The sequence below is a fragment of the Devosia nitrariae genome (assembly GCF_030160115.1).
Taxonomy (GTDB): domain Bacteria; phylum Pseudomonadota; class Alphaproteobacteria; order Rhizobiales; family Devosiaceae; genus Devosia; species Devosia nitrariae.
The window spans coordinates 207,933-220,636 of record NZ_BSNS01000020.1 but is presented as its reverse complement, the minus strand read 5'-3'; the positions used below and the strand labels follow the sequence as shown (position 1 = coordinate 220,636).

At 64.4% G+C, this 12,704-nt stretch carries 12 protein-coding genes; 11 read left to right on the top strand and 1 reads right to left on the bottom strand.

Translation table 11 applies throughout. The features are described 5' to 3' along the window. The first annotated feature begins 15 nt into the window (after positions 1-15). Together QQK18_RS18280 and QQK18_RS18275 are read left to right on the top strand one after the other, a co-directional pair. The gene (locus QQK18_RS18280; RefSeq protein WP_284341803.1) at positions 16-732 is read left to right on the top strand and encodes a FadR/GntR family transcriptional regulator; all 717 of its coding nucleotides are present in this window, start codon (positions 16-18) and stop codon (positions 730-732) included. After that, a complete protein-coding gene (locus QQK18_RS18275) occupies positions 729-2,162 on the top strand; it encodes a sulfatase family protein (RefSeq protein WP_284341802.1) in 1,434 nt (477 codons plus the stop codon). Before QQK18_RS18280 ends, QQK18_RS18275 begins: the two co-directional genes overlap by 4 nt. Here QQK18_RS18275 and QQK18_RS18270 read toward each other — a convergent pair. Further along, entirely contained in the window at positions 2,159-3,697 is a 1,539-nt protein-coding gene (locus QQK18_RS18270; RefSeq protein WP_284341801.1) for a sulfatase family protein, read from the bottom strand. The two genes, QQK18_RS18275 and QQK18_RS18270, sit on opposite strands and share 4 nt — an antisense overlap. Positions 3,698-4,029: 332 nt before the next feature. On the opposite strand from QQK18_RS18270, the gene QQK18_RS18265 reads away from it, so the two are divergent. The 9 genes from QQK18_RS18265 to QQK18_RS18225 all read left to right on the top strand — a co-directional run bounded on the left by QQK18_RS18265 (position 4,030) and on the right by QQK18_RS18225 (position 12,518). Next, entirely contained in the window at positions 4,030-5,631 is a 1,602-nt protein-coding gene (locus tag QQK18_RS18265; protein ID WP_284341800.1) for a peptide ABC transporter substrate-binding protein, read from the top strand. Between the two features lie 60 nt (positions 5,632-5,691). Then, positions 5,692-6,654, top strand: coding sequence for an ABC transporter ATP-binding protein (locus tag QQK18_RS18260; RefSeq protein WP_284341799.1), 963 nt, complete (start codon positions 5,692-5,694; stop codon positions 6,652-6,654). After that, positions 6,651-7,607: an ATP-binding cassette domain-containing protein gene (locus QQK18_RS18255; protein WP_284341798.1), complete on the top strand. Its 957-nt coding sequence runs from the start codon at positions 6,651-6,653 to the stop codon at positions 7,605-7,607. The genes QQK18_RS18260 and QQK18_RS18255 overlap by 4 nt, the downstream gene beginning before the upstream one ends. A 14-nt stretch (positions 7,608-7,621) precedes the next feature. Further along, entirely contained in the window at positions 7,622-8,551 is a 930-nt protein-coding gene (locus tag QQK18_RS18250; RefSeq protein ID WP_284341797.1) for an ABC transporter permease, read from the top strand. After that, the gene (locus tag QQK18_RS18245; protein WP_284341796.1) at positions 8,551-9,456 is read left to right on the top strand and encodes an ABC transporter permease; all 906 of its coding nucleotides are present in this window, start codon (positions 8,551-8,553) and stop codon (positions 9,454-9,456) included. Before QQK18_RS18250 ends, QQK18_RS18245 begins: the two co-directional genes overlap by 1 nt. A 1-nt stretch (position 9,457) precedes the next feature. Next, complete coding sequence (locus QQK18_RS18240) at positions 9,458-10,660, top strand: aminotransferase class V-fold PLP-dependent enzyme (RefSeq protein ID WP_284341795.1); 1,203 nt, start codon at positions 9,458-9,460, stop codon at positions 10,658-10,660. Positions 10,661-10,733: 73 nt separating this feature from the next. Further along, positions 10,734-11,468, top strand: coding sequence for a FadR/GntR family transcriptional regulator (locus QQK18_RS18235; RefSeq protein WP_284341794.1), 735 nt, complete (start codon positions 10,734-10,736; stop codon positions 11,466-11,468). 93 nt (positions 11,469-11,561) lie between these two features. Continuing rightward, positions 11,562-11,732 (top strand): DUF2934 domain-containing protein, encoded by a 171-nt coding sequence (locus tag QQK18_RS18230; RefSeq protein ID WP_284341793.1) that lies wholly within the window; start codon positions 11,562-11,564, stop codon positions 11,730-11,732. A 402-nt stretch (positions 11,733-12,134) separates the two neighbouring features. Beyond that, positions 12,135-12,518, top strand: a complete 384-nt coding sequence (locus QQK18_RS18225) for a c-type cytochrome (protein ID WP_284341792.1) — start codon at positions 12,135-12,137, stop codon at positions 12,516-12,518. Positions 12,519-12,704 lie beyond the last annotated feature (186 nt).

Here is a 12,704-nt window from a genome sequence, read left to right as displayed (position 1 = left end):
TTCAAGGGTGTTGATTTGTCCTTTCGAACCGAAGCTGTCGTCCAGGAGACAGGCGCTGCAGCAATCGCTCGCCAGTTGGGCAAGGAGATCCTGTCGGGACGATATCCGCCCGGGGCTACCCTCCCCGGTGAGATCGAACTCGCCCTGCAGTTCGCCGCCAGCCGCAACCTGGTGCGCGAGGCGCTCAAGTCGCTGGCGGCCAAGGGGCTGGTCGAGGCGCGCAAGAAGGCCGGCACCCGCGTGCGCCCGCGCGCCGAATGGCAGATGCTCGACCGGGAACTGTTGAGCTGGCGGCTGGAGAGTGGTCCCGAATTCGGTTTTGCCGTCGATCTCCTGGCCCTGCGCGAGGCGGTCGAGCCGGCGGCGGCAGCAGCAGCGGCTACGCATCAGGACAAAAGTATGATCGCCGAAATCCGTACGGCCTTCGGCGAGATGGTCGCGGCCGGGGCCGATAGACAGCGCTTCGCCGCGCCGGACTTGCGCTTCCACAAGGCGATCCTCGCCGCGTCGGGCAACGAGTTCATGATGGCGTTCGGTGGGATGATCGAGGCGGCGCTCGCCGCCTTCATCCGCATCTCGCTGCGCCACCGCGAGGCCCCCGGGCCCTCGATCCCGCTGCACGAGGCGGTGTTGACCGCCATCGAGGCGGGCGACGCGGAGGGCGCGCGCAATGCCATGCTCGCCCTTCTCTCCCGCACGCGTGAAAATATCGACAAGGATGCCGTCAGGTGACGTACAGCCGTCCGCATATCGTTCTCGTCATGACCGACCAGCAGCGCTTCGACACCATAAGAGCGCTGGGCGCCGGTCATATGGAGACGCCCAATCTCGATCGGCTGGTGCGCGAAGGGGTTTCGTTCGACAACTGCTTTGTCAACGCACCGAGCTGCGTGCCGAGCCGCGCGGCCCTGTTCTCGGGTTACAGCCCGCACAGCTCGGGCGTTTTGCGCAACGGCCAGACATGGGGCCGCACCTGGGTCGAGCTGCTGGCGCAGACCGGCTTCCATTGCGTCAACGTCGGCAAGATGCACACCATCCCCTACGACGCCCCGGCCGGCTTCCACGAGCGGTTCGTCGTCGAGAACAAGGATCGCTTCTATGAGGGGCGATGGTTCGCCGATGAGTGGGATAAATCCCTCACCCACCAGGGCGCCATCAAGCCCTCACGCGCCGGCTACCGGTCCCTGCCCGACTATCGCGACCGCCTCGGCGCCTTCGACTGGCCGCTCGAGGACCGGCAGCACTCGGACGTCTTCGTTGCCGAGACGGCCAAGTGGTGGCTGGAGACCCGGCCCAGGCCGGAAGCGCTGTTCATGCAGATCGGCTTCCCCGGTCCCCACCCGCCCTACGATCCGCCGGCACGATATGCGCAGGCCTATCTCGACAAGCCCGACCTGCCCGTCCCGACGGTCACGCAAGCTGAGCTCGACGCGCTGCCCGTGGGGCTCAAGGCCAAGCGGGTGCACGACGTCGAGATCGATCACGATGCCATCGCTTGGTCGCTGGACCCCAGCGACGAGCAGCTGCGGCGCCTCAGGGCCCATTACGACGGCAACGTCACCCTGATCGATGAGCAGGTCGGCCGGCTGATCGAGACGCTCGACCAGCGAGGCTATCTCGACAACTGCGTCGTCATTTTCATGTCCGACCATGGCGATAACCTCGGCGAGCACGGCCTGTCGCAGAAATGGTCGATGTACGACATGGTCACCCGTGTTCCGGCAATCGTCTGGGCGCCCGGGCGGTTTGCCGGCGGCCGGCGGCTCGACGGGCTCTGCCAGCTCTTCGATTTCGGCCCCACCATCCTGGACCTCGCCGGCATCACCCCACCTGCCGACTTCGAGGCGCAGAGCCTGCTGCCGGCGCTCGAGGGCGAGGCCTGGACCGGACGCGACGCGGTGTTCTGCGAGCAGGCCGGTGACGTCGCCATGGCCGACACCCGCCTGATCAGCATGATCCGCACCAGGACCGAGAAGGCCGTGCTGTTCCTCGGCTCCGAAGAGGGGCAGTATTTCGACCTTGCCGCCGATCCCACGGAAGTCGACAACCGGTGGGATGACTCTGCCGCACAGCCGCGCATTGGCGAGTTGCGCCGGCGGCTGCTCGAATGGCGGCTCGAGAGCTCGGTCCGGACCATGGACCGGACCGCCGCCTTCCGCTAAGCGCCAGCAATCCGCGCCATGCGCGTCGGCTCGGAGCGCATGACCGCTTGGACCATCTTTTGCAGGAGCTCGGCCTTGAGGCCCACGGCCTGAGGTTCTGACCAGAGATTGCAGATCTCGCCTGGATCCTCGACAAGGTCGAAGATCTCCCCGAAGTCAGCTTCGCGATAAACAGTGATCTTATGCCTTGCATCCACATAGGTCTCTACGTGTGGCATCACCGGGTTGTGCCGGTTCTCGCACAGCACGAAATCACGGGCGCGGGCCCCTCCGCGCCAGTTCTCCCACTGGGAAACGCCCTGCATCTGCCCCGGCACCGGCAAGCCCGCGGCGTCGAGGAAGCTGGGCGCCAGGTCGACGAGGCTCTGCAAATCGTCTGACACCCTGCCCGCCGGCACGGCCCCCGGCTGGCGCACGATCATGGGGATGCGCAGCATGTCCTCGTAGTGGAACGGGCCCTTGGCGATGAGACCATGCTGCCCGAGGAAATGGCCGTGATCGGTGGTGAACACTACAAGCGTATCCTCGGTCAGTCCCAATGCGTCCAGCTTGTCCAGGATGCGACCGATCTCAGCATCGAGGAAGCTCATCATGCCGTAATAGGTCGCTTTGTCCTTCTTCAGTTCCTCGACGGGATAGAGGTGACTTTCGCAGCCATGGGCGTTGAAGGGCTTATGCCAGTCGCCGAAATCGGGACTTGGCTGCTGCGTCTTGGCGAAATGCGGTGGGTTGCGGTCGTGCTCACCGGGCGTCACCTGATCGACGTCCATGTCGGCCGGGTCATACATCGAGGCCCACGGCTCGCTCAGCGTATAGGGCGGGTGCGGGTCGTGGAAGCTGGCCCAGAGGAAGAAGGGCTTGTCCGCTCCGGCCTGGGCGTCGAGATAGGCGAGCGTTCGCTCGCCGGTCCAGTGGGTATAGTGCAGCTCGGCCGGGAGTTGCCAGGACCTGTCCTGGCGCAGATATCCCCCGCGACCGACCACCCTTGGCGCCTTGCGCGAAGTTTCGCCGGCAACCGGTTGGAAATAATCCCTCCAGTCCGAGAGCCCCTGCTCTTCCAGCCAGATGGCGTAGTGCTGACCGGCATGGCTTTCGTCGGCGTGGTTGCGCGCCAGTTCCAGATGCTCGAACCCGTACCAGACGCGATTGAAGCCACGCCAGAAATCGAGGTCGCGCAGGACCGGCTGGCACTCGAGCGATTCCGACCCGGGCGCCGATGCCAGCGGCTGGAAATGCGCCTTGCCGATCAACGCGGTCGAATAGCCGGCGGCAATCAGCGCGTCCCCCAGCGTCGGGACGTCCTCGGGCAGCTTGACGCCGATCGTCCAGGCGCCGTGATGGGAGGGATACTGTCCCGTGATGATGCTGGCGCGCGACGGCGTGCAGACGGGCGCCGGGCAATAGGCCCGATCGTAACGGGTTCCTTCCCGACACAGCCGGTCGAGATTGGGAGTCTTCAGCTTGGGGTCGTGCACGCCCAGCGCTTTGTAGTGTTGCTGATCGGTGGTGATGAGCAGCAGATTCGGTCGTCTCATGTGTCTCCTCCACTGAGCCGCAAGCTAACTACAACGGCCCGAATGTGGATTCGAATTCCTCGCGTCAGTGATAGAGTTCGGTGATCGGTCCGACAGCTGCCTAAATTCTAAGCCAGTGGACACGGAGCGCAAATTTCCGGCATCAGGCCCGCGTCGCGCTCTTGTCACGCAGACAGGAATTTGTCAGACATATGTCATTCGACAGATCGGGAGGGAAGCCGGTCGGTCGAAGAATGGCGGCCTCAGGATTGCGGCACCCCCCTGGTGACGCCGCCACAACAGGGACGCCGGGACTTGGCTCTTCAAGACTTGGCTCAACAGGAGGGAACCTCATGAAAGCACTGCTCACTGTGGCCAGCGCGCTGGCGATGACGGCAGCGTTGTCCACGTCGGCGCTGGCGCAAACCACTGTCGTCGCGCCCGGCGGAGACACCAGCGGCACCTACATGGATTACATGAAGACGGTCTATGCCCGCGCCACCTTTGCCGAGTTGCTGCAAGTGCCGCTGACCAGCTTCGACAAGGACTATGAATTGACCGCCCTTGCCGCCGAAAGCTGGAGCCAGTCCGAGGATGGGCTGACCTGGACGTTCCAACTGCGGGACGGACTGGTGTGGAGCGATGGTGAGCCGCTCACTGCCGAGGACTATGTCTTCGCCCTGCAGCGCGCAGCCAGCACGGGGTATGATTTCGCCTGGTATTGGGACTTCGCTGGGGGCATCCAGAACTGGAAGGAAGTCACTGAAGGCACGATGGATGTCTCCGAGCTCGGCCTCAGGGCCGTGGACGACAAGACCATTGAAGTCACGACCACGGCGCCGAAACCTTACCTGCCGAGCGTCGTCAGCCTGTGGTATCCCGTGCCCAAGCACAAGGTCGACGAACTCGGCGACGATTGGGCGCTCAATGTCGACACCGTAGTTTCGTCGGGGCCGTTCCTGCTGGAGAGCTGGGAGAAGTCCAACAACTCCGTCGTCCTGACCAAGAACCCGGACTACACCGCGCCCTGGCAGCCTCAGGTCGACCGGCTCGAGGTCGACCCGACTCTCGCCGCGCCAGAGGTCGGCCTTCCAGCTTTCCTAGCCGGCGAAGTCGATTACACCACCCTCAATGCCGGCCAGGTGCCGGTTGCGCAGGCGCAGTTCCCGGATGGCATCCGCACCAATGCGGTGTTCGCCGTTTCCTACATCTCGTTCGACCTGGCGTCGGCGCCCTTCGACAATCTCGACGTGCGCAAGGCCTTCTACTATGCGATCGATCGCGATGAACTGACGTCGACCGTTCTTAGAAACATCGCCATTCCTGCCGGCTCGATCCTTGCGCCCGGTTACCCCGGCTACAACCCCGACACCGTCGCCCAGGCCGTGTTCGACCCGGACAAGGCTAGGGAGCACATGGCGGCGGCCGGCTATCCCAATGGCGAAGGATTTCCCGAGATCGAGATCTGGTACCGCGAGGAAGGCGGCTACAACGGCGCCATCATTCCCGCCATGTCCCAGTACCTGCAGGCTGAGTTCAAGGAAATCCTCGGCATCACCATGAACATCCGCGTCCTGCCCGGCCAGGACTGGATGCAAGGCCTCCTCAACAAGGAGAACAACATCTTCATCGCACCCTACGAGTACGACTATCTCGACCCATCGAACTTCTTCGGCATCTTCTACAATGGCGGTCGCCACGACCATCATGTGCCCGAATATGACGAATTGGTCGCGGCCGCCGACGCCAATCCGAACTGGGAAGAGCGTCTCGAACTCTACGAGCAGGCCGAGCAGGTGCTGATCGATAACGCCTCGATCGTGCCGCTGGTGCATCCGATCACCACGTCGGTCTACAGCGATGCGCTCGCGGGCGAGGCCGCCCAGCCCAATGCGGAAGGATTCACGCCGGCCGAACGTCTCGGCCACTATTTCTTCACCCACATCACGAAGTAGCCTCGAGGCAAAACCTGGTTTCCGGCCCTGCGGCCGGGAACCCCAGCTCAGGGCGGACGGATGAACCTTGTCGACATCAGCGGACTGACGGTCACCTTCAGCCAGTATGAAGGGCAGGTCCAGGCGGTGCGCGGCGTCAATCTCCACGTGGCCGAGGGTGAAAGCGTCGGGATCGTGGGCGAATCCGGCTCGGGCAAATCGGTCACCTGCATGGCGGTGATGCGGCTCCTGCGAGAGCCACAAGCCCGGATCGCCGCAGATCGGCTAGAACTCGCCGGTACCGACGTGCTCGCGGCCGACCGCAGGACACTCGCGAGCCTGCGCGGGCGGGCCGCGGCTATGATCTTCCAGGACCCGATGACCGCCTTCGATCCGGTCTTCACCATCGGCCACCAGATCATCGAGACCATCCGTGCCCATCGCCGGGTCTCGAAACCAGAAGCTCGTGCCGAGGCGGCGGACCTCCTGCGGCGGGTCGAGATCAAGAACGCCGAGACTGTACTCGGCTACTATCCCCATCAGCTTTCCGGCGGCATGCTGCAGCGCGCGATGATCGCCATGGCCCTCTCCTGCCGGCCCAAAATCCTCTTTGCCGATGAGCCGACGACGGCGCTCGACGTCACTATCCAGGCCCAGATCCTGCAGCTCATCAAGGAGCTGCAGGCTGAGTTCGGCATGGGCCTGGTCATGGTCACCCACGATCTCGGAGTCGTTGCCGAGACCGTCGACCGCGTCGTCGTCATGTATGGCGGGAAGATCATGGAACAGGGACCGGTCGAGGCGATCTTCGATGATCCCAAGCACCCCTACACCAGAGCGCTGCTCGCCAGCATGCCCGGCCAGATCGGCGGGCGCCGGCGTCTGACCGAGATAAAGGGAGCCTCGCCCAATCCGGCCAATCCGCCCTCAGGATGCCCATTCCATCCGCGCTGTAGCCTCGCCGATGCCGGCTGCGCCCGCGCCATGCCGGCGTTCGATGTGCTGACGCCCGGCCGTGAAGCCGCGTGCTGGAGGCTCCAATGACCGTTCCGGCTCTGGAGCTGCGCAACGTCAGCAAGGACTATCTCATCAAGGCAGGCGGTGGGCTCATCCCGTCCTACCGCAGGCATGCCGCCGTCGCCGGCGTGAGCCTGACCATTGCCCGCAACAGCATCGTGGGGCTCGTGGGTGAATCCGGCTCGGGCAAGACGACGACGGGGATGATGGCTTTGCGTCTCGTCAAGCCGACGAGCGGTCGCATCCTCGTCAACGGGGTCGATATCTCACAGCTCGACCACAAGGGCCTGAAACCCGTCCGCCGACAGATGCAGGTCGTCTTCCAGGACAGCTATTCAGCGCTCGACCCGATGATGACGCTCGCCCAGATCGTCGCCGAACCGCTCGACATCCACGGGGTCGGCTCGCCGCGCGAGCAGACCGATGAAGCGCTTTCCTGGCTGGAGCGGGTCGGGCTCGACCGCAGCTATGGCGGGCGCTATCCGCACGAGCTTTCGGGCGGCCAGCGCCAGCGCGTCGCCATCGCCCGGGCGCTGATACTCAAGCCAACGGTCCTCATTGCCGACGAGCCGACCTCGGCGCTCGACGTCTCGGTCAAGGCCCAGATCATCAACCTCCTGCAGGATCTGCAGGAGGAGATGGATCTTTCCATCCTCTTCATCAGCCACGACCTTTCCGTCGTCCGGTCGCTGACCGACCGTGTCGTTGTCATGTATCGCGGCCAGGTTGTCGAAGAGGCGGAAACCGAAGCCATTTTCAGCGACGCCCGCCATCCCTATACGCGCGCACTGCTCGACGCGATTCCGGCCGCCAACCCACGCGACCGGCGCGTGCGCCGGTTTCTGAGCGTCGAGGAGATCGAGGCGGCAACGCCGCGCCTGGCTCGCTCGGAACTCCCTGAGGCGGCCGAACCGTCCCAGACGCCGCAGCTTGTTTCGATCGGCCCGGGCCACCGCGTCGCCGCCATCGTGACACCCTAGGAGGAGATGCAGGAATGTTGCTCTACATCATCCGCCGGCTGATCTCGGTCGCCCTCACCTTCTTCGTCGTCTCGGTCATCATCTTCCTGATGATGCATTCCATCCCTGGCGGCCCGTTCGACGGCAACGACATGCCGGTTTCCGAGGCCGTGCGCGCCAAGCTGATGGCCCGCCTCGGGCTCGACCAGCCGCTCCATGTCCAGTACCTCAACTACATGTGGGGCGTTCTGCACTTCGATTTCGGCGTGCCCTATCAGAGCCCCGGGGAATCGGTCATCCAGCTTCTCTCCCGCGCCTGGGTGCCGAGCCTAGTGCTCGGTGGGCTCGGCGTCATCCTCGGCGCACCGCTCGGCATCCTCCTCGGCATGGCCGCCGCCTTGAACCGCAATTCCATCATCGACTATTTCGCCTCGACCTTCGCCACGCTTGGCCTGACCATCCCGGTGTTCGTGATCTCGATGCTGCTGATCCTGGTCTTTGCCGTCTGGCTCGACTGGCTGCCGGCGAGCGGATGGGGCAGCCCCGACCGCTGGATCCTGCCGATCGCCGCCTATGCCGCGATCCCGATCGCGACCTACGCCCGCTATACGCGCTCGGCCATGCTCGACTGCCTCAACCGGCCGTTCGTCACCGTGCTGCGGGCAAAGGGACTGAGCGAGAACCGCATCATCTTCCAGCACGTGCTGCGCAATGCGGCGATCCCCATGGTCACCGTGTTCCTGCCGATGTTCATCGGCACGGCCACCGGTTCGATCTTCGTTGAAACCATGTTCCGCGTGCCCGGACTCGGTGCCTATTTCGTCTCCAGCATCGAGGCGCGCGACTATCCGCTCGAGATGGCCCTGGTGCTGATGGTCACCCTGATGTTCTGCCTCGCCTATTTCCTCGCCGACATCGCCTATGCCTGGCTCAATCCGCGTATCCGTGTCGGGGGCGACCACTGATGGCTGTCGCCTTCGAGCCCGCCGCCGCTTCCGAGCCGGGAGCCACTCCCTACCGGCAGCGCAGCCCGTTGTGGTTCGCCTGGCGGCGCTTCGCCTCAAACAAGGCTGCGCTCGCCGGCGGCGGTGTGCTCCTCGTTCTCATTGTCATGGCGGTCCTTGCTCCGCTGATCACGCCGGTGCCGCCCGATGCGCAGCTCTTCCTCACGCAAGCGCTCGCCTTCCCCTCCTCGCAGCACTGGTTCGGCATCGACGATCTCGGGCGCGACTTCTATACGCGCATCGTCTACGGGGCGCGCGTGTCGCTGACCATCGGCTTTGCCGCGGCCGGGTTCAGCGTTCTCATCGGCATTCCACTCGGGGCGCTGGCCGGCTATTTCGGCGGTAAGACCGACTGGGTCATCATGCGCATCATCGAGCTCTTCTCTGTGGTGCCTTCGTTGCTTGCCGCCATGCTGCTGGGGGCGCTGACCAGAGGCGGGTTCTTCACCATTGTCTTCATCGCGGCGCTATTCGGCTGGGTGAATGTGTGCCTTCTGGTGCGCGCGCAGGTCAAAGCCTTTCGCGAGAAAGAGTTCGTGCGCGCCGCCCAGGCGCTCGGGGCCTCGCCCTGGTACATCATCCGCCGTCACCTCATCCCGAATTCGGTCTCCCCGATCATCGTCGGTTTCGTCCTCGCCATCCCGCTCGCCATGATGCTGGAGGCCAGCATGAGCTTTCTCGGCATCGGCGTGCCGCCGCCGACACCGAGCTGGGGGCAGATGATCAACATCGGGCTGAATTTCATGTTCTTCTACTGGCATCTGGCCGTCTTTCCGACGGCGGCGCTCGCCGTCACCGTGCTCACCACGACGCTTTTCGGCGACGGCCTGCGTGATGCCCTCGATCCGACCTTGAAGGGACGCTGAATTGTCTGAAAACCTGGCCCGACACTTCCTGCTGCGCGAAGATGTCGTCTTCCTCAATCACGGCTCCTACGGCGCCTGCCCCCGTCCGGTCTTCGAGGCATATCAGCGCTGGCAGCTCGAGCTCGAGCGCCAGCCGGTGGCTTTCTTCGATCCTGCGCGGGGGGCAACGGCCCGGATGCGCGACACGCGCGTGGCGCTCGCAGCCGAGCTCGGCACCGACCCCGACAACATCGTCGGCCAAACCAATGCCACCGCCGCCCTCAATCTCGTCGCCCGGTCTCTCGAGCTAAAGCCCGGAGACCAGATCCTGACGACCGACCACGAATATTCGGCGCTGGAAAAGACCTGGGCCTTTATCGTGCGTCAGACCGGTGCCGAGGTGGTGACGGTCGAAATCCCGCTGCCGCTCGTGAGCGAGGCAGAGTTCACCGAGACGGTTGTTGCAGGCTTCACCGATCGGACGCGCGTCCTCTACCTCAGCCATATCACTTCGCCCACGGCCCTGCTGTTTCCCATCGAGCGGGCTGTCGCAGCGGCGCGCGAGCGCGGCATATATACCGTGATCGACGGCGCCCACACCCCGGGGCACCTCCCGCTCCGCCTCGACGCGCTCGGCGCGGATTTCTATGCGGGAAACTGCCATAAATGGCTGATGAGCCCGAAGGGCTCGGCTTTCCTCTACGTTCGTCCCGAGTTGCAGAAGCTGATCGATCCGCTGGTCGTCAGCCATGGCTGGACCGCCGACAATAAGGTACCGGGGGTCACTGGTCCCTTCGGCAACACGCCTTTCGTCGACCAGCTCGAAATGCAGGGCACGCGCGACCCGGCCGCCTGGCTCACTGTCCCGGCAGCTCTTGCCTTCCGCCGGGACCACGACTGGGCGGAGGTGGCCCGACGATGCCAGGCTCTTGCCCAGGAGACGGCCCGGCGCCTTGCCGCACGCACCGATCTCGCACCGCTGTCGAGCCCGGAGTTCTGCGCCCCGCAGCTCGTTGCCATGCCTATTCCCGACTGCGACACGCTGGCCGTGCATCGGGCGCTGATGGAAAAGTACAGCATTGAAATGCCCGTATTCAAATGGCGGAACCGAGCCATCGCCCGGCTCTCGGTGCAGGGCTACAACTCGCCGGCCCAGATGGATCTCCTGCTCGACGCCCTGACCGAACTGCTCGACCTCGAGATGAAAGCGACGCTCATGGCCTGATGGCTGACAAGTCGGCGAAACTGTGGTGAAGGTGCCGGGACAAGGCACCTCGCCGGTCCAAGGAGGAGTGGGCGTGAAACGTGAAAGCCCGTTGAGCTATCTCGAGCCGCTCGACACCCGCGCGCGGGGCGTGGCCGTGCTCGACGCCCTCGCCGACATGATCGAGCGGGCGGGGCTTGGCATCGGCGACCGCCTGCCGCCCGAAGTCTCGCTCGCCGAAACGCTCGGGGTCGGCCGCTCGACTATCCGCGAGGCGCTCAACCGCTGGGAGGGCCTCGGTATCATCAAGCGCCGCCAGGGCGACGGCACGTATCTGACCGCACGCGTGCAGACCTCGCACGGGCTGGTGCCGACCATGGTGCGGCTCGAGGGCGAGGCGCTGCTGCGCCTCATCGAGGTGCGCCGCGCGCTCGAGAACGACGTTGTGCGCAAGGCGACCGTCCATGCCACTCCTGCCCAGCGCCGTCAGATTTCCGAGCTCTGCGCGCTGCTGCTTGCCGAGGTCGACGCCCGCCGCCCCTGGCGCAAGGCCGACGCCGCCTTCCACGGCGCCATCTACGATGCCTCAGGCAACCCGATGTTCGGCCAGATCCTCTCGCGCCTCGATCTGGCGCTGGAGCGGGCACACGAATCTCCGTTCGGTCGCGACGAATTCGGACTTGCCTCCTTTCCGCCGCACCGCGCCCTTGCCGATGCGATCCTCGCCAGCGATGCGGACGGGGCGGTGGCGGCGGTCAATGTCATCCTCGACAGCGTTGCCGGCGAGATCCGCAGTATCATCGCCGACACGCCCTCACGAGGCGGCTGACGCCCCGGCGGGTCACAATCAATCACCCATTCACCATCCGTAACCCTCCTGGCTCACCCTCGCACTGTCGAGCATCAACCGGGGAGCGGTTCCATGGAAGACGAGATCAAGCGCCGGGCGTACGAACTCTGGGAAGCCGATGGACGGCCGGCCGGGCAGGACCAGACCTATTGGTTCAAGGCCATAGCTGAGCGTGCCGAGGCCACCGCCAAGTCGATGAAGCCCGCGCGCAAACGGGCGCCGCGGGTGAAGAAAGCCGCCTGAGACTTGAGCCCATTCGCTTTAGCCGTGCATTGGGCAATTTCCGGTCACGGCAGATGCCTCGGCTCGGGCCAATCCGGCCCGAAGGCGTCCGCGACATATTGCCTCATAGAGCCGATACAGGCGCGGCAGGGCCTGTTGCGGACGACCCGAGGCCGTTCTGCCGCTTTGGCAAAAGATTCAATGTCGGCTATCGTTTGACCGGGGAGATTGTAGACCGGCGCCTATAAAGCGCCGACCGTCGGGCCGACACCGATCTGGAGGGACACAGGGGTCGTCGGCTTTCTATTCTCGTTGTCGCAGCGTCAAGCGAAGGGCGGCAGTGTCTCGTCCTTTCGCGCGTTGCCAGGAGAGGAGGAGAGTATGCAAGCAGCCTCGAGATTTCGGATCGGTGCGGTCGGCCTGATGCTGACCATGCTGGCGCCTTTTTCCAGCCATGCGCAGGAGCTCACCGGAGACCCGGCGAACGGCGAAACGGTGTTCCGCAAGTGCATGTCCTGCCATCGCGTGGGCCCGGATGCCCGCAACATGGTGGGGCCGGCTCTCAACGGCGTCGTCGGCCGCCAGGCGGGCAGTGTCGCTGATTTCAACTATTCCGACGCCATGAAAAATTCCGGCATCACCTGGGACGCGGCGAGCCTCGATGAATTTCTCGCTGCGCCGCGAGAAGTCGTTCAGGGTACGAAGATGGTCTTTCCGGGCCTTCCTGATGCCCAGGACAGGACAGACGTGATCGCCTATCTGGCCCAGTTCGATGAAGAGGGAAACATGACGGCGCCCGCACAATAAATCGCCGGCATATACTGTCGCGGGGATAATTCCCCTCCGCGGCAGAACTTCGCATTGACAAGCCATCAAGTCAGTGTGAGCATTCAAGATTATATGCCGCGACTCTCTTTGGTTGCGGATTACTGTCGTGCCTAGAGTCTGTTCCAAGCATACAGGTCACCGGGAGGGGTGATGCAAGGAGCGTGG

Bases quoted from the DNA above. Each gene is read 5' to 3' on its own strand.
- QQK18_RS18270 (WP_284341801.1), bottom strand. From the start codon at position 3,697: ATGAGACGACCGAATCTGCTGCTCATCACCACCGATCAGCAACACTAC.
- QQK18_RS18265 (WP_284341800.1), top strand. From the start codon at position 4,030: ATGAAAGCACTGCTCACTGTGGCCAGCGCGCTGGCGATGACGGCAGCG.
- QQK18_RS18260 (WP_284341799.1), top strand. From the start codon at position 5,692: ATGAACCTTGTCGACATCAGCGGACTGACGGTCACCTTCAGCCAGTAT.
- QQK18_RS18255 (WP_284341798.1), top strand. From the start codon at position 6,651: ATGACCGTTCCGGCTCTGGAGCTGCGCAACGTCAGCAAGGACTATCTC.
- QQK18_RS18250 (WP_284341797.1), top strand. From the start codon at position 7,622: ATGTTGCTCTACATCATCCGCCGGCTGATCTCGGTCGCCCTCACCTTC.
- QQK18_RS18245 (WP_284341796.1), top strand. From the start codon at position 8,551: ATGGCTGTCGCCTTCGAGCCCGCCGCCGCTTCCGAGCCGGGAGCCACT.
- QQK18_RS18230 (WP_284341793.1), top strand. From the start codon at position 11,562: ATGGAAGACGAGATCAAGCGCCGGGCGTACGAACTCTGGGAAGCCGAT.
- QQK18_RS18225 (WP_284341792.1), top strand. From the start codon at position 12,135: ATGCTGACCATGCTGGCGCCTTTTTCCAGCCATGCGCAGGAGCTCACC.